The organism is Bradyrhizobium sp. Ash2021, assembly GCF_031202265.1.
Lineage (GTDB): Bacteria > Pseudomonadota > Alphaproteobacteria > Rhizobiales > Xanthobacteraceae > Bradyrhizobium.
Genome location: NZ_CP100604.1, coordinates 4,144,567 through 4,160,297, shown reverse-complemented (window position 1 = coordinate 4,160,297; position 15,731 = coordinate 4,144,567). Strand labels below are relative to the sequence as shown.

The 15,731-nt window shown below is 64.0% G+C and carries 14 protein-coding genes; 6 read left to right on the top strand and 8 right to left on the bottom strand.

Annotated elements, in window-relative coordinates; translation table 11 throughout:
• The first annotated feature begins 29 nt into the window (after positions 1-29).
• A complete protein-coding gene (locus NL528_RS19645) occupies positions 30-497 on the top strand; it encodes a phasin (protein WP_309184325.1) in 468 nt (155 codons plus the stop codon).
• Between the two features lie 115 nt (positions 498-612).
• Positions 613-822: a hypothetical protein gene (locus NL528_RS19640; protein WP_309184324.1), complete on the top strand. Its 210-nt coding sequence runs from the start codon at positions 613-615 to the stop codon at positions 820-822.
• 49 nt (positions 823-871) lie between these two features.
• Here NL528_RS19640 and NL528_RS19635 read toward each other — a convergent pair whose 3' ends face one another.
• The 3 genes from NL528_RS19635 to NL528_RS19625 form a co-directional block, all read right to left on the bottom strand.
• Positions 872-1,714 (bottom strand): Crp/Fnr family transcriptional regulator, encoded by an 843-nt coding sequence (locus NL528_RS19635; protein WP_309184979.1) that lies wholly within the window; start codon positions 1,712-1,714, stop codon positions 872-874.
• Positions 1,715-1,914: 200 nt separating this feature from the next.
• Positions 1,915-2,604 carry an RlmE family RNA methyltransferase gene (locus tag NL528_RS19630; RefSeq protein WP_309184323.1) on the bottom strand — a complete coding sequence of 230 codons (690 nt, stop codon included), beginning with the start codon at positions 2,602-2,604 and terminating at the stop codon, positions 1,915-1,917.
• A gap of 162 nt (positions 2,605-2,766) precedes the next feature.
• Positions 2,767-3,810: a Ppx/GppA phosphatase family protein gene (locus NL528_RS19625; protein WP_309184322.1), complete on the bottom strand. Its 1,044-nt coding sequence runs from the start codon at positions 3,808-3,810 to the stop codon at positions 2,767-2,769.
• Between the two features lie 201 nt (positions 3,811-4,011).
• On the opposite strand from NL528_RS19625, the gene NL528_RS19620 reads away from it, so the two are divergent.
• On the top strand, positions 4,012-6,387 hold the full coding sequence (locus NL528_RS19620; RefSeq protein WP_309184321.1) for a xanthine dehydrogenase family protein molybdopterin-binding subunit: 2,376 nt from the start codon (positions 4,012-4,014) through the stop codon (positions 6,385-6,387).
• 171 nt (positions 6,388-6,558) lie between these two features.
• Here NL528_RS19620 and NL528_RS19615 read toward each other — a convergent pair whose 3' ends face one another.
• Positions 6,559-7,356 carry a hypothetical protein gene (locus NL528_RS19615; protein ID WP_309184320.1) on the bottom strand — a complete coding sequence of 266 codons (798 nt, stop codon included), beginning with the start codon at positions 7,354-7,356 and terminating at the stop codon, positions 6,559-6,561.
• Between the two features lie 140 nt (positions 7,357-7,496).
• On the opposite strand from NL528_RS19615, the gene NL528_RS19610 reads away from it, so the two are divergent.
• The 3 genes from NL528_RS19610 (at position 7,497) to NL528_RS19600 (ending at position 11,019) form a co-directional block, all read left to right on the top strand.
• On the top strand, positions 7,497-7,994 hold the full coding sequence (locus tag NL528_RS19610) for a YaiI/YqxD family protein (RefSeq protein WP_309184319.1): 498 nt from the start codon (positions 7,497-7,499) through the stop codon (positions 7,992-7,994).
• Positions 7,995-8,003: 9 nt separating this feature from the next.
• Positions 8,004-9,809, top strand: a complete 1,806-nt coding sequence (locus NL528_RS19605) for an ATP-binding cassette domain-containing protein (protein ID WP_309184318.1) — start codon at positions 8,004-8,006, stop codon at positions 9,807-9,809.
• A 127-nt stretch (positions 9,810-9,936) separates the two neighbouring features.
• On the top strand, positions 9,937-11,019 hold the full coding sequence (locus NL528_RS19600) for a D-TA family PLP-dependent enzyme (protein WP_309184317.1): 1,083 nt from the start codon (positions 9,937-9,939) through the stop codon (positions 11,017-11,019).
• Positions 11,020-11,134: 115 nt separating this feature from the next.
• Here NL528_RS19600 and NL528_RS19595 read toward each other — a convergent pair whose 3' ends face one another.
• From NL528_RS19595 to NL528_RS19580, 4 genes are all read right to left on the bottom strand, one after another.
• Complete coding sequence (locus tag NL528_RS19595; protein WP_309184978.1) at positions 11,135-12,313, bottom strand: TIGR03862 family flavoprotein; 1,179 nt, start codon at positions 12,311-12,313, stop codon at positions 11,135-11,137.
• A gap of 155 nt (positions 12,314-12,468) precedes the next feature.
• Complete coding sequence (locus tag NL528_RS19590; RefSeq protein WP_309184316.1) at positions 12,469-13,386, bottom strand: SDR family NAD(P)-dependent oxidoreductase; 918 nt, start codon at positions 13,384-13,386, stop codon at positions 12,469-12,471.
• A gap of 123 nt (positions 13,387-13,509) precedes the next feature.
• Positions 13,510-13,989 carry a MaoC family dehydratase gene (locus NL528_RS19585; protein WP_309184315.1) on the bottom strand — a complete coding sequence of 160 codons (480 nt, stop codon included), beginning with the start codon at positions 13,987-13,989 and terminating at the stop codon, positions 13,510-13,512.
• Between the two features lie 3 nt (positions 13,990-13,992).
• A complete protein-coding gene (locus tag NL528_RS19580; protein WP_309184314.1) occupies positions 13,993-15,726 on the bottom strand; it encodes an AMP-binding protein in 1,734 nt (577 codons plus the stop codon).
• Between the last annotated feature and the right edge of the window lie 5 nt (positions 15,727-15,731).

Below are 15,731 nucleotides of genomic sequence, written 5' to 3'. Positions count from 1 at the left end.
TTCAGTTTCGTTTGAAAGGATGAAAACCCGTGAATGACGCCAATACGAAAGTCGAAGTGAAAGCCGATCCGTCGAACTCGAAACCCGGCTTTCAGCCGCCGCTTTTCCCGATGCCCGGGATCTTCGGTGGGATCGCCCAGCAGAACGCGGAGCGGGCCAAGGAACACTATGAGAAGATGAAGGCTGCCTCGGGAGAGATCGCCGACATTCTCCGGGAAGCCTATTCGACCAACGCCAAGGGAGCTGCGGATTACGGTGCCAAGGTCATCGAGATCTCGTCCGTCAACGCCACCTCCGCTTTCGATTTCCTGACCCACCTTATGGGCACCAAGTCGCTGTCGGAAATCGTCCAGCTATCAGCCACGCACAGCCGCAAGAACTACGAAACCACGTCCGCGCAGAGCAAGGAGCTTTGGGAACTCGCCCGAAAAGTCGCGACCGAGACCGCCGAGCCGATCAAGAAGAGCCTTACCAGGGTCCTGCAGAAAACCTCGTAATCGTACTTTTGCAGGCCTCCGGGATCGGCTGGACCAAGCACCTCCCGCGAGAAGAGGTGCAATCCAGCCGATGGCGACCGGACATGGGACGGAAACAAGCCGGGAGGAGTCCAAGGTGGGTATCGTCATGATCAAATGTCCGCAAACGGGACGCGCAATTCCGACGGGCATGAAAGCGGACCGCGAGAAGTTTCGATGCAGCACGGTGTTCTTCGCGCGCACCTATTGTTCGATCTGCCAGGCCAATCACGAATGGTTCGCCAGGGAGGCCTGGGTTTACGAGCCGGTCAAGGTCGCGCAAAGGCGCATGCTGCTGACAGGTTAAACGAGCGTCCGGCGATCCACCGGGGGCATTGAGCCCGTGCGGCATTTCATCAGTGGCCCCTTGGCCGTTCGCCGGTCACCCCGTGCGGCCGCGTGCCCCGCGGCGCTTCACCCGCCTTGGCCAACAGGGGATCGCGGATAAGGGGAGTTTTGGGCACCGGCGCGCCGTGAACGGGAGGCTTCATTTCTTCTGGTGAAACAATACGCTCGATTCTGCGCCGCATGACCTCGTAGCACTCGCATGCCACGGCCTCGAGCCGCGGCCGGTCGATCTCGATCAAGCCCCGCCCACTGGATCGGATAGCACCCAAAGTCCGGAGCTTGTGCACGACATGCGTCACCGTCGTTCGTCGCACGCCAAGCAATTCGGAAAGCGCCTCCTGGGTCAACGGCAGGAAGTTGCCGTCGGTTTGATCGTGGATGTGGAGCAACCACCGGGCCATGCGGGCCTCGACCGAGTGCAGCGCATTGCAGGCGGCAACGTGCTGGAATTGTGCCAACAGCGCCCAGGCGTGGGTCTGAACCGCGTTTTTGAGGGCGCTACTGCGGCTGAGCGCCGCCCGAAATCGCGTCGGAGAAATATGCAATGCGGTCCCGGCTATGCGTACGACCGCCGTCATCGGAGAGAGAGAGGAATCCAGCGCTGACAGCATGCCGACGGCTCCCTCATTCCCGACGACCGCGGTTGCAACCGTTTGTCCGTTCGGCATGTCCGTGATGAACGCGATCGTCCCGCTGCGGGGGAAATAGATCTGTTCGATCGGATCTCCCGATCGCACCAGCACGGCGTCGCGTTCAAGCGGTACTTTCAGCAAATGAGGCGCAAGCAAATCGAAATCTGCCGGCGGCAACGCAGCTAACAGTCGATTGCCAACCCTGCGCCTCTGCTCCATCACGGGAATCTCCTTCCCTGGACGGACGCGCGGCTCCACTATCCCTGCCTAGCGCCAGGCCATGCGGATATGACGGACCGCGCCTGAGGTTTGAAATGCGCCGCGCGGCACAAAGTTCCAATGGAAAGATTGCGGCTCGCCAGCCGACCGTTTTCGCCCGCCGGACGACCCCGACGGCCAGGCGCCGGCGAAACTGGCGCTCAGGCTCGATTGGCCTGCCCGCGAAATCCCATCGCCAGCACGTAGCGCTCGGATGAGTCCTGCCGGCTCGATGCTGGTTTGACATGCTTGACGGTGGCAAAATCGCGCTTGAGCTCGGTCATCAGCGTCGCATCGGCGCCGCTCTGAAATACTTTGGCCAGGAACGTGCCGCCGGGGTTGAGCACGTCGGCGGCAAAGGCGGCCGCGCCTTCGACGAGGCCGATGATGCGAAGCTGATCGGTCTTGCGATGCCCGGTGGTGTTGCCGGCCATGTCGGACATCACGACGTCGGCGCGGCCGCCCATCATCGCCAGCAATTTCGCGGGCGCATCGTCGGCCAGGAAATCGAGCTGCGCAAAGCTGACGCCGGGGATTTCGGGCATCTCCAAGAGATCGATCGCGACCACCTTGCCCTTGCCATTGGCCGCGCCGACGCGCTTGGCCGCGATCTGGCTCCAGCCGCCGGGCGCGGCGCCGAGGTCGACCACCGCGATGCCCTGCTTGAGAAAGTGGTATTTGTCGTCGATCTCGATCAGCTTGTAGGCCGCGCGCGAGCGCAGGCCGTCACGCTTGGCCTGCGCCACATAGGGATCGTTGAGCTGCCGCTCCAGCCAGAGTTTTGACGACAGCTTGCGCTTGCCACCGCTCTTGACCGTGACGTGCAACCGGCCGGTGGTATCTTTCGCCATATCGGTTCTTGCTTGACCAGATGATGTTGTCACGAACGGGGCCTCATGGTTCGAGACGCACGGCTTCGCCGCGCTCCTCACCATGAGGGTCTGGGAGACCTCATCCTGAGGAGCGGCGTAAGCCGCGTCTCGAAGGATGAAGCCACCGAACTTGAAGACGCTCTAGCACGCCCTGAGCGCGCCGTCCTCGCGCATCATCTCGACCAGCATGCCCTCGCGCAGGCCGCGGTCGGCGACGCGCAGGCGCGGCATCGGGAAGGCATCGCGGATCGCGTCGAGAATGGCGCAGCCGGCCAGCACCAGATCGGCGCGCTCGACGCTGATGCAATTGTTGTTGGCGCGTTCCCGGTAGCTCATGGCGAGCAGCCGCGCGATGACCGCGGTCACGTCGGCATCGTTCATCCAGATGCCGTCGATGCGGCGGCGGTCGTAGCGCATCAGGTTCAGATGGACGCCCGCCAGCGTCGTGACCGTGCCGGACGTGCCCAGCATGTGCATGTCGCGCAGATCGGCGCCGTGTTCGGCCGCGAACGGCCCCACATATTGCGCGACCTCCTCGACCATGCACGCATAGGATTCCGGCGTCACGTCCTTGCCGCCGAAATGCTCGGCCAGCGTGACGACGCCGTGCGGGATCGACATCCACGCCTTGATGCACGGCGCCGCGTCGTGCGCGTCCGGATCGCGCTCGATCCGGGCCAGTTCGGTCGACCCGCCGCCGATATCGAACAGGATGGCGCCGCGGCCTTTTTGGTCGAGCAGCGGCGAGCAGCCGATCACGGCCAGCGTCGCTTCGGTCTCGCGGTCGATCACTTCCAGCTTGATGCCGGTTTCGCTCTCCACCCGCTCCCGAAAATGGTCGGCATTGTCGGCCGCGCGGCAGGCTTCGGTGGCGATCAGCCGCAGCCGGCGCGCCCTGCGGTAGCGGATCTTGTCGCTGCAGATGCTCAAAGCCGCGATCGCGCGTTCGATCGCGGCTTCGCTGATGGAACCGGTCGCGGAAATGCCCTCGCCCAGGCGGATGATCCGCGAGAACGAGTCGACCACGCGGAACCCGTCCCCGGACGGACTGGCGATCAGCAGCCGGCAGTTGTTGGTGCCAAGGTCGAGCGCGGCGTAAACGCCGTTCTCAACCCTCGCCGCAGTCAGCCCTGACGGGCTTTCGCGGGCCGGAAGGCCGTCGCGAAGCCGCGTGTCATCCTTCATCAAAACTGTCTTTCCGCTGGGCTTAAGCCGGCCCGCCGAAGAATTAGTGTTCACGGAAACTTTAGCAGCGCCAAGGACCTAATCAACAACCCATCACATAGGACTATGCCCAATCAGGCGTTGTCGTGGGGGTATCGGTGCGTTATCTGGTCGGAAGCCCACGGAACCCCGCGCAAATCAGGGCATTTCAGGTAATTTTCCATGCAAGATCATACGTCTCCAGCCTCCCTCGAAAACGCTATCGCACTGCAAAAATACGGTGTGGGGCAGCCGGTCCGCCGCAAGGAGGACGACACGCTGGTGCGCGGCAAGGGCAAATATACCGACGATTTCGTAGCTCCCGGACAGGCCTATTGCTGGATGGTGCGCTCCAGCCATGCCCACGGCATCATCAAGGGTATCGACACGACGGCGGCCAAGGCGATGCCGGGCGTGCTCGGCGCCTACACCGGCAAGGACCTTGCGGCGGCCAATTACAACCCCTTCACCTGCGGTCTGCCGCTGAAGAGCCGCGACGGCTCGCCGCTGTTGCAGACCAATCGCTTCGCGCTATCGACCGACAAGGTGCGCTTCGTCGGCGATCCCGTTGCTTTTGTCGTGGCGGAAACCCTGGCGCAGGCGCGCGACGCCGCCGAAGCGGTCGAACTCGACATCGAGCCGCTTCCCGCCGTGACCGATGCCGCGGAAGCCGCAAAGCCCGGCGCGCCACAGCTCTACGATCATATTCCGGGTAACGTCGCGCTCGACTATCACTACGGCGACACCGCCAAGATCGACGCCGCCTTCGCCGGCGCCGCGCATGTCACAAAGCTCGATATCGTCAACACCCGCGTCGCCGTGGTCTCGATGGAACCGCGCGTGGCGTTGGCGGCCTACGACAAGGTAGCCGAGCGCTACACGCTGCAGGTTCCCACCCAGGGCGTCTCCGGCAACAAGGTGACGCTGGCGAAGATTTTGAACGTGCCGAACGACAAGGTCCGCATCCTGACCGCCAATGTCGGCGGCTCCTTCGGCATGAAGAACGTCAACTATCCCGAATATACCTGCATCCTGCATGCGGCGAAGGCGCTGGGCCGTCCGGTGAAATGGACCGACGAGCGCTCGACCAGCTTTCTGTCCGACAGCCAGGGCCGTGCCCAGATCATCCACGCCGAACTGGCGCTGGATGCGGAAGGAAAATTCCTCGCCGTCCGTCTCAACGGCCATGGCAATCTCGGCGCCTACATCACCGGCGTGGCGCCGGGCCCGCTGTCGCTCAACACCGGAAAAAATCTCGCCAGCGTCTACCGCACGCCGCTGCTCGGCGTCGACATCAAGACGGTGTTGACGAACACCACGCTGATGGGCGCCTATCGCGGCGCCGGCCGGCCCGAGGCCAATTACTACATGGAGCGGCTGATCGATCGCGCCGCCGACGAGATGGGCATCAACCGCCTGACCTTGCGCAAGCGCAACTTCATCAAACCGGCGCAGTTTCCGTTCCCGGCGTCGTCGGGCGTCACCTATGACAGCGGCGATTTCGCCGGCGTGTTCAACAAGGCGCTGGAGATTTCCGATCACGCCAACTTTGCCAAACGCAAAAAGGAAAGCCGCAAGAACGGCAAGCTGCGCGGCATTGCGGTCGGTTCCTATCTCGAAGTCACCGCCCCCCCGAGCGGCGAACTCGGCAAGATCAATTTCGAGCCGGATGGTTCGATCAAGCTGACCACCGGCACGCTGGATTACGGCCAGGGTCACGCCACGCCGTTCGCGCAGGTGCTTTCCGCGCAGCTTGGCGTGCCGTTCGAAAAGATCACGATCGAGCAGAACGACAGCGATCTCGTTCGTTTCGGCAACGGCACCGGCGGCTCGCGCTCGATCACCGCGACCGGTCAGGCGATCGTCGAGGCTTCGGCGCTGGTGGTCGCCAAGGGCAAGCAGGCCGCGGCACATCTGCTGGAAGCGTCCGAAGGCGATATCGAATTTTCCGGCGGCCGTTTCACCATCGCCGGCACCGACCGCTCGATCGGCATCATGGAGATGGCGCAGCGCTTACGCGACGGCAACGTGCCGGAGGGCGTGCCTGACACGCTCGACGTCGATCACGCCACCAAAGACACGCCGTCGACGTTCCCCAATGGCTGCCATGTCGCGGAAGTCGAGATCGATCCCGACACCGGCGTGACGCGGATCGTGCGCTACACCGGCGTCAACGACTTCGGCACCATCGTCAATCCGATGATCGTCGCCGGCCAGTTGCATGGCGGCGTCGCCCAGGGCATCGGCCAGGCCTTGATGGAAGAAGTCAGCTACGACGAGAGCGGCCAGCCCATCACAGGCTCGTTCATGGATTACGCGATGCCGCGCGCGGAAGACGTTCCGCTGATGGAAGTCGGCGACCACCCCTCGCCGGCCAAATCAAATCCCTTGGGCACCAAGGGCTGCGGCGAAGCCGGCTGCGCCGGCAGCCTCGTGTGCATCGTCAACGCGGTGCTCGATGCGCTGTCCGAGTACGGCATCACCCATCTCGACATGCCGCTGACGCCGGAACGGGTCTGGCGCGCGATCGAGGATGCGAAAAAGGCGAAGGCGGCGTAGGGGGCGCGCGAGGGCGATTCTTCACCTCGCCCCGCTTGCGGGGAGAGGTCGAAGCCAGAGCGAAGCGAGGGCTTCGGGTGAGGGGGACTCTTCGCGAGCTGAGTCTGCGGAGAGTCCCCTCACCCGGCGCTGCGCGCCGACCTCTCCCCGCAAGCGGGGCGAGGTAAGAAGCTACGCCGCCGCCTGCTCGCGCGGCTGGTAGATCGCAATGTGCTGGCAATGCGCCAGCGGCGTGGTGCCGTTGCCGACCACCAGCGCGTCGAGTTCGACGAAGCGATGGCCCTTCTTGTCGTAATTGCCGGTGACTTTGGCACGCGCCGTGAATTCGTCGCCGATCCCGGCTGCGGAGAGCAGTTGCATCCGCGTTCCCACGTGAATCCAGGGCCCGAGAACGGCGTTTTCGACCAGCACCCTGTTCATGACCCGCGGCAACAGACCGGGATGGCCGAGCCCTTCCCGCGCATAGATGGTGTCGGTCTCGCGAATGTCGGTGAGATATTCCGTTGCAGCGTCACCTGCCCATGTCCGGGGTACCGCCCCCAGCCAGTTGCCCACTTCGTAGGAATTGGCGTCGACCGGTTTGCGCTCCGCGACGGCCGCGACGGCCTCGAAATCCGCCAGCGACATCGATGGCGCGGACGCCGGCAGCGACGCACTGCCGGTAGCGCAGAGCTCGCCGCGGCTGTGCACCTCGATCGACAGCACGCCGTTACTCTCCTCACCGGCGAGCTCGGCGATCTCGCCGTCATAGACCGGCTTGACGAAGCGGGCCTCGATCAGGCCGCGCTCGAGGAAGGCGCGGCCCCATTTTTCGACCGGCAGGTGCATCATATAGGCCATCACATCGACGCCGGGGACCAGCCCGCCGCTGAAACCGAAGCGCCGCGCGACGGTATCGTCGTGGATCTTGTTTTCGGACTGTTTTGAGGTGTTGTAGGCCGAGACGCGGTAGGTTTGCCGGCTGCCCATATGCCTGTTTTCCCTTATTTCGGTGGCTTTTCTGACCACAATGGTACGCGAACAATGAACCGTGGCAAGGCCCTGCGTTTTCCTCGCAATTTTCCGTCCGATGGAGTACACGCGGGCCTCTGAACGAGCCTCCGGAACTGATGACATCAAGCCCACCGATCACCCGCATCTATATCGACGCCGACGCCTGCCCGGTGAAGGACGAAATCTACCGCGTCGCTGAACGGCATGGCCTGCCGGTCAGCGTGGTGGCGGGGAATTTCATTCGCGTGCCGCAGGATCCCTTGATCGAGCGCATCGCGGCCGGTTCCGGCATGGACGCCGCCGATGACTGGATCGCCGAGCGCGCCGGCATGGGCGATATCGTCATTACCTCCGATATCCCGCTCGCGAGCCGCTGCGTCAAAGCCGGCGCCGAAGTGATCGCGCCGAATGGCAAACCGTTCTCGGAGGAATCGATCGGCATGACACTGGCGGTGCGCAACCTGATGACGGACTTGCGTTCATCCGGTGAGGTGACGGGCGGCCCGAAGTCGTTCGCACCGCGCGACCGCTCGACCTTCCTGTCGGCGCTCGACCAGACCATCCGCCGCATCCAGCGCCAGCGGGCGCAAGAGCCCGCGCCGAACCAGAATTGAGTTAAGACCATGGCGCCGCCCCTGATCCAGTTGAAAGATATCAAGCTGACCTTTGGCGGCACGCCGCTGTTGTCCGGCGTCGAATTGTCGGTCTCGTCCGGCGAGCGCGTCTGCCTGATCGGCCGCAACGGCTCCGGCAAGTCGACGCTGCTCAAGATCGCGGCCGGCCTGGTCGAACCCGACAGCGGCAGCCGCTTCGTGCAGCCCGGCGCCACCGTCCGTTATCTGCCGCAGGAGCCGGATTTTTCCAGTTTCGCCACCACGCTGGCCTATGTCGAGGCCGGGCTCAATCCGGGCGACGATCATTATCAGGCGCGATATCTGGTGGAACAGCTTGGGCTCACCGGCAACGAAGACCCCGCGCACATCTCCGGCGGCGAGGCGCGCCGCACCGCGCTAGCGCGGGTGCTGGCGCCCTCGCCCGACATCTTGCTGCTGGACGAGCCAACCAACCATCTCGATCTCACGACCATCGAGTGGCTGGAAGGCGAACTGGAAAGCCGCCGCTGTGCGCTCGTCATCATCAGCCATGACCGCCGCTTCCTCTCGAACCTGTCGCGCTCCACCGCCTGGCTCGATCGCGGCCAGATCAAGCAGATCGACCGCGGCTTCAGCGCCTTCGAATCCTGGCGCGACGAGGTGCTGGCCGAGGAAGAGCGCGACCAGCACAAGCTCGACCGCAAGATCGTCAACGAGGAGCACTGGCTGCGCTATGGCGTCTCCGGCCGCCGCAAGCGCAACGTCAAGCGGCTCGGCAATCTCTATGCGCTGCGCGACCAGCGCCGGGATTATCGCGGCGCGACCGGCAACGCCAATCTTGCGGCGGCCGAGGCCGACAAGTCCGGCAAGCTGGTGATCGAGGCGAAGAACATCAGCAGGTCCTATGGCGATCGCAAGATCGTCGACGGCTTCTCGATCCGCGTCCAGCGCGGCGACCGCATCGGCATCGTCGGTCCCAACGGCGCCGGCAAGACCACGCTGATCGACATGCTGACCGGCGGCAGCCCGCCCGACAGCGGCATGATCCGGCTTGGCGCCAATATCGAGATGGCGACGCTGGATCAGCACCGCGAAAGCCTCGATCCCAAATCGACGCTGGCGGATGCCCTGACCGGTGGCGGCAGCGATCATGTCATGATCGGCGGCAAGCCGAAGCACGTGGTCAGCTACATGAAGGACTTTCTGTTCGCGCAGGAACAGATGCGCACGCCGCTGGAGGTGCTGTCCGGCGGCGAGCGCGGCCGGCTGATGCTGGCGCGGTCGCTGGCAAAGGCTTCCAACCTGCTGGTACTGGACGAGCCGACCAACGATCTCGATCTCGAAACCCTCGACGTGCTCGAGGAAATGCTCGGCGACTACGACGGCACCGTGATCCTGATCAGCCATGACCGCGATTTCCTCGACCGCGTCGTGACCTCGGTGATCGCGCCCGAAGGCGACGGCCGCTGGGTCGAATATGCCGGCGGCTACACCGACATGCTGGCGCAGCGCGGCGCCGATCTGAAGCGCGAGGCGGTGAAAGCCGCCGAAGAAAAAAGGGAATCGAAAGCTGGCCCATCTTCGACCGCATCGAGGCGCCGGCTGAATTTCAACGAAAAGCACGCGCTGGAAACGCTGCCGAAGGCGATCGCGAAATTGCAGGCCGAAATTGCCAAACAGCAGCGCTTTCTCGACGATCCCGATCTCTACAAGAAGGATCGCAAGAAATTCGACCAGGCCTCGGATGCGTTGACGAAGGCGCAGAAGGAGCTGGCCGAGGCCGAAGACAAATGGCTGGAGCTTGAAGTGCTCCGCGAAGAGATTGAACAGGCTTAACCCGCAGGACATTTCTACCGTCATTGCGAGGAGCACTTGCGACGAAGCAATCCATTCTTCCTTTACGTCACAAGATGGATTGCTTCGCTGCGCTCGCAATGACGAGGATGCATAACCGGAGATTTCGATGACCACACCCCTCGCCGCCAAGATCGCCCGGGAATACGGCACCCCCTGCGCCGTGATCGACATGGACCGCGTCGAGGCCAATATCGCGCGTATCCAGGCCGCCTGCGATGCCGCCGGTATCGCCAATCGCCCGCATATCAAGACCCACAAGAGCCCCCTGCTGGCGACCATGCAGATTGCGGCCGGCGCCAAGGGCATCACCTGCCAGAAACTCGGCGAGGCCGAGGTGATGGCCGACGCGGGTATCGACGACATCCTGATCAGCTACAATCTGCTCGGCGACGAGAAGATGGCCCGGCTCGGCGCGCTGCAGGCCAAGGCCAACATGACGGTCGCCGCCGACAATTCGGTCGTGGTCGGATATCTGCCGAAAGCCGCCGCTGCATCGGGGCGCCCGTTGTCGGTCGTGGTTGAATGCGACACCGGCCGCAAACGCGCAGGCGTCGAGACGCCTGCGGAAGCCATCGCGCTGGCGCGCGAAATCGCGGCCTCAAAAGGACTGACTTTCGCGGGCTTCATGCTGTACCCGACCGAAACCGGCTGGGCGGACGCGCAGAAATTCTTCGACGAGGCGCTGGCTGGCGTTCGCGCGCATGGGCTCGATGCCGCGATGGTTTCGACCGGCGGCACGCCGAACCTGAAAAACGTCGGCAAGCTCAAGGGCGCTACCGAGCACCGGCCCGGCACCTACATCTATAACGACCGCATGCAGGTCGCAGCCGGCGTCGCGTCGTGGGACGATTGCGCGCTGAACATCTATTCCACCGTCGTCAGCCGCGCCGGTCCGGATCGCGGCATCCTGGACGCCGGTTCCAAGACGCTGACCTCGGATACCGGCGGCGGGCTCGAGGGCCACGGCCTGATCCTCGAGCATCCCGAAGCGAAGATCGCGCGCTTTGCCGAGGAGCATGGTTTTCTCGATCTCGCGCGCAGCAATACCCGCCCTAACATCGGCGACGTCGTGCGAATCGTGCCCAACCATGTCTGCGTCGTCGTCAACATGATGGACGAGGTGGTGATGGTGCGCGGCGACGAGATCGTCGGCAAGCTGCCGGTGGCGGCGCGGGGCAAGTTGCGGTAGCGGCTTCGCACGTTGTCCCAAGCGTCATTGCGAGGAGCGAAGCGACGAAGCAATCCATCCTTCCCTTGCGCCGACAGGTGGATTGCTTCGCTTCGCTCGCAATGACGAGAAGCCGTCAGCTTTGGTTCAGCCACTTCACTACGCCCCTGCCCGCCGCAGCCCCCGTGGCAAACGACGCCTGCAGCAGATAGCCGCCGGTCGGCGCTTCCCAGTCGAGCATTTCGCCGGCCGCGAAGATGCCGGGCAAGCGGCGGATCATGAAATCGGCGTCAAGCTCATCGAAGGATATGCCGCCAGCGGTGGAGATCGCACGCGCAATGGGTGCGACGCCGTTGAGTTCGATCGGTATGGCGTTGATCAGGCGCGCGAGATCGGCCGGTGACAGCGAGGCGAGCGACAGGCCGGACGATATCGCCGTTTCCTGCAACAGGCCTATGGCGACAGGTGACAGATGCGCGGCCTTGCGCAGGAAATTGGAGAGCGATTGCTTGCCTTTCGGCGCGGAGAGCCGTGCGATCAGGTCGCTTGGCTCGAGATCGGGACGTAGCGCGATATGCAGCGTGGCCCGCCCCGCCTTCAAGATCGTCTCGCGCAACTCGGCCGACAACGCATAGACCGCGCCGCCTTCGATACCGGCGCGGGTGACAATCGCCTCGCCGCGCACGGTGTGCATTCCGAACGTCAGGGCCACGCCCTTGAGCGGCTGGCCCTCAAAGCGGTCGCGAAAAATGTCGGACCAGGCGACGGTGACGCCGGAATTGGCCGGCCGTAGCGGCGATACACGCACACCCTTCGCGGTCAGTATCTCGACCCAGGATCCGTCCGATCCGAGCCGCGGCCAGCTGGCGCCGCCGAGCGCCAGTACGGTCGCGGTGGCATCGATGACGCGCGGTCCATCCGGCGTTTGAAACAGCAGGCGGCCGCTCTCGTCCCAGCCGGTCCAGCGGTGACGCAGCGCGAACTGCACGCCTGCCGAATCCAGCCGCCGCAGCCACGCCCGCAGCAAGGGCGAAGCCTTGAACGCCTTTGGAAACACTCGGCCGCTGGAGCCGACGAAAGTCGGCTGCCCCAGCGCCTCGCTCCAGTCGCGCAAAGCTTGCGGCGGAAACGCCTCGACCGCGGCCTTGAGACGGGGCGTCGCTTCGCGGTACCGCGCGAGAAATTGCGGCAGGGGCTCGCTATGCGTCAGGTTGAGCCCGCCGCGTCCGGCCATCAGGAGTTTGCGGCCGGCCGACGGCATCGCATCATAGACGGTGACGCGCGCGCCGCCTTGCGCCAAGACTTCGGCGGCCATCAGCCCGGCGGGCCCGGCGCCGATGATGGCGACGTGGGTTTTGGAAACGCGCGACATGGGCTGGGTCTACGTCATTCCGGGACACGCGTCTTCGCGTGGACCCGGAATCTCGAGATTCCGGGTTCGATGCTTCGCATCGCCCCGGAATGACGTCATCAGAGCTTGATCCCCGCTCGCGCCGCCGCCTGCCCGACATACTTTTGGGTCTGCTCGAACGCGCCCTGCAGCGCCTTGGCGGTGGACATGTCGCCGATGGCGGCAAAGTTCGCCGCGATCGCGTCGGGGGTCCAGTCGGACTGGGCGAGATTGACGCCCTCGGTCTCGACCACCTTGATCACCGCGAACGAGCCGGCGCCCGCGCCCATGATGGTGCGGGTCGGCGCGTCCTCGCTGAGCAGAAATTCCACCGCCGGCGTGATCGCCTCGGGGCGCATCAGCGCCAGCGCCTGCGGCGGCAGCAGTTCCTCGGTCATGCGGGTCGCAGCCGTCGGCGAGATGGTGTTGACGCGGATGTTGTTCTTGCGGCCTTCCTCGGCCAGCACGTTCATCAGGCCGATCATGCCGGCTTTGGCGGCTCCGTAATTGGCCTGGCCGAAATTGCCGAACAGCCCCGACGACGAGGTCGTCAGCACGATGCGCCCATAGTTGCGCTCGCGCATGCCATCCCACACCGCCTTGCAACAGTAAAACGTGCCGACGAGATGGACATCGAGCACCTTGGCAAAGTCGGCAATGTCCATTTTCGCAAACGACTTGTCGCGGAGAATGCCGGCATTGGCACATAGGAGATCGACGCTGCCCCACTCCTTCGTAGCCCGCTCGACCATCGCCGTGACTTGTCCGAACTTCGAGACGTCGGCGCCGTCGGCCATCGCCGTGCCGCCGGCTTTGCGGATTTCCTCGACCACGGTTTCGGCCGGCGTCAGCGAGCCGCCGGTGCCGTCACGCGCACCGCCGAAATCGTTGACCACGACCTTGGCGCCGCGGCTGGCGAGCCCCAGCGCATGCGCCCGTCCAAGACCATTGCCCGCGCCGGTGACGATGGCGACGCGTCCGTCAAACCTGATTGTCATCTGTCAAATTCCTGGATTTGGGTTCTTTCGTCATGCCCGGCCTTGTGCCGGGCATCCACGTCTTTTTGATTGCGGCATCAAACAAGACGTGGATGGCCGGGACAAGCCCGGCCGGTGTATGTGTTAAGCAAAATAAATCAGCCCGATCCAGTCGGCGACCAAAGCGGGCTTGTCCTCGCCCTCGATCTCGACGGTGACATGGGTGCGCGATTGCAATTCCCTCGGTTTGCGCAACGTAGCTTCCGTCAGCGTAAAGCGGCCGCGGACGCGCGAGCCAGCCCTGACCGGGGAGATGAAGCGCAGCTTGTCGAAACCGTAGTTGACACCCATCGCCGTGCCCTCGATGACCGGCATCACCTCATAGGACATGATGGACATCAGCGACATCGTGAGGAAGCCGTGGGCGATCGTGGTGCCGAACGCGGTTTCTTTCTTCGCCCGCTCGGGATCGACATGGATGAACTGATGGTCCTCGATCACGTCGGCATAGACGTTGATCCGGTTCTGATCGACCAGATGCCACGACGAGACGCCGATCTCCTTGCCGACCATGTTCTGATAGGCCTCAAACGAGACCGGCGGTTTCTTCCAGACTTCATTCATTATTCAACTCTCCGACCCGGCGGTCCGCACTTTCTGCAGCTCCGGGAATTGTTCCTCGCGGAACTCCCGTCCGCGCAACGCATCGCTTCTGACATCGTCATGTTCGAGCCGGCGCAACTGCACGCGGCGGATCTTTCCGGAAATCGTCTTCGGCAGTTCGGTGACGAGTTCGATTTTCCGGATGCGCTTGAACGGCGCCAGCCGCGTGTGCAAATGCTTGAAGATCGACAGCGCCGTTTCCGGCGTCCGCTCGACACCGGCAACCAAAAGCACATAGGCCTTGGGGATAGCAAGCCGGATCGGATCGGGGCTCGGCACAACCGCGGCTTCCGCGACCGATTCATGCTCGAGCAGCACGCTTTCCAGCTCGAACGGGCTGATGCGGTAGTCGGAGGATTTGAAGACGTCGTCGGAGCGGCCGACGAAAGTCAGGTAGCCCTCGTCGTCCGCGAACACGACGTCGCCGCTGCGATAGAGGTCGCCGTCGGCGCCGGATAACCTGCCGTCCTCGCCCTGGTAGCCCTGCATCAGGCCGGCGGGCCTGTCCGCGCCGAGCACCAGCGTGACCTCGCCCTCCTTGGTCACGTGGCCATCATGGTCGGTGATCTGGACGCAATAGCCCGGCAACGGCCGGCCCATCGATCCGACCTTGACTTTCTGTCCCGGCGAATTGCCGGCCAGCGCGGTGGTTTCGGTCTGGCCGTAACCGTCGCGGATGGTCAGGCCCCAGGCGCTACGCACCTGATCGATCACTTCGGGGTTGAGCGGCTCGCCGGCGCCGCAGACTTCGCGAAGAGCAACCTTGAAGTCCGCGAGCTTCTCCTGAATGAACAGCCGCCACACCGTCGGCGGCGCGCACAACGTGGTGACGCCGCAGCGCCCGATGGTCGCAAGCAACGCCTTGGCGTCGAAGCGTGGCTGGTTGACCACGAACACGGTGGCGCCGGCATTCCAGGGCGCGAAGAAGCAGCTCCAGGCATGCTTGGCCCAGCCCGGCGAGGAAATGTTGAGATGCACGTCGCCCGGCTGCAGCCCGAGCCAGAACATCGTCGACAGCCCGCCGACGGGATAACTGCGTTGGCTATGCCGCACCAGTTTCGGTTTTGCCGTGGTGCCCGAGGTGAAATAGAGCAGCATCGGATCTTGGGCCTGGGTCGGACCATCCGGCGTAAAGGTCGCGGAAGCGCTTGCCGCCGCTTCGAACGGCAACCAGCCTTCATGCTTCGACGTTGCGCCGACCACGATACGAACCAGATGGTCGCCGCCGAGGCCGGCGAATTTCGCGACCTGGTCTTGGCTCGCCACCACCACCTTCGCCCGGCCGCGATCGAGCCGGTCGCGTAGTTCGTCCGGCGTCAGCAGCGTGGTGGCGGGGATCACGACGACGCCGAGCTTAATCGCCGCCAGCATGGTCTCCCACAGCGGCACGACATTGCCCAGCAACAGCAGCAGATGATCGCCGCGCTTCAGCCCCCGCGCGCGCAGGAAATTCGCCACCTGATTGGAACGACGCGACAACGCCGAAAACGAGAGTTTTATTTCCTTGTCGTTGCCGGCATCGACGATCCACAGCGCCGGGCGATCCCGGCTGTCCGCGTTGTGCGCCAGCTCGGCATCGAACCAGTCCAGCGCCCAGTTGAACGGCACCGGATCGGGCCAGCGGAATCCCGTTACCGCGGCATCGTAGTCGGCGCGGTGTTTGAGCAGAAAGGCACGCGCTTCCTGGAAAGTCGTCATGTTAA

What these genes read in the sequence shown, in the direction of transcription:
- NL528_RS19635 (WP_309184979.1), bottom strand. Translation starts at nt 1,714, where the DNA reads ATGGAGCAGAGGCGCAGGGTTGGCAATCGACTGTTAGCTGCGTTGCCG.
- NL528_RS19630 (WP_309184323.1), bottom strand. Translation starts at nt 2,604, where the DNA reads ATGGCGAAAGATACCACCGGCCGGTTGCACGTCACGGTCAAGAGCGGT.
- NL528_RS19625 (WP_309184322.1), bottom strand. Translation starts at nt 3,810, where the DNA reads ATGAAGGATGACACGCGGCTTCGCGACGGCCTTCCGGCCCGCGAAAGC.
- NL528_RS19620 (WP_309184321.1), top strand. Translation starts at nt 4,012, where the DNA reads ATGCAAGATCATACGTCTCCAGCCTCCCTCGAAAACGCTATCGCACTG.
- NL528_RS19615 (WP_309184320.1), bottom strand. Translation starts at nt 7,356, where the DNA reads ATGGGCAGCCGGCAAACCTACCGCGTCTCGGCCTACAACACCTCAAAA.
- NL528_RS19610 (WP_309184319.1), top strand. Translation starts at nt 7,497, where the DNA reads ATGACATCAAGCCCACCGATCACCCGCATCTATATCGACGCCGACGCC.
- NL528_RS19605 (WP_309184318.1), top strand. Translation starts at nt 8,004, where the DNA reads ATGGCGCCGCCCCTGATCCAGTTGAAAGATATCAAGCTGACCTTTGGC.
- NL528_RS19600 (WP_309184317.1), top strand. Translation starts at nt 9,937, where the DNA reads ATGACCACACCCCTCGCCGCCAAGATCGCCCGGGAATACGGCACCCCC.
- NL528_RS19595 (WP_309184978.1), bottom strand. Translation starts at nt 12,313, where the DNA reads ATGGCCGCCGAAGTCTTGGCGCAAGGCGGCGCGCGCGTCACCGTCTAT.
- NL528_RS19590 (WP_309184316.1), bottom strand. Translation starts at nt 13,386, where the DNA reads ATGACAATCAGGTTTGACGGACGCGTCGCCATCGTCACCGGCGCGGGC.
- NL528_RS19585 (WP_309184315.1), bottom strand. Translation starts at nt 13,989, where the DNA reads ATGAATGAAGTCTGGAAGAAACCGCCGGTCTCGTTTGAGGCCTATCAG.
- NL528_RS19580 (WP_309184314.1), bottom strand. Translation starts at nt 15,726, where the DNA reads ATGACGACTTTCCAGGAAGCGCGTGCCTTTCTGCTCAAACACCGCGCC.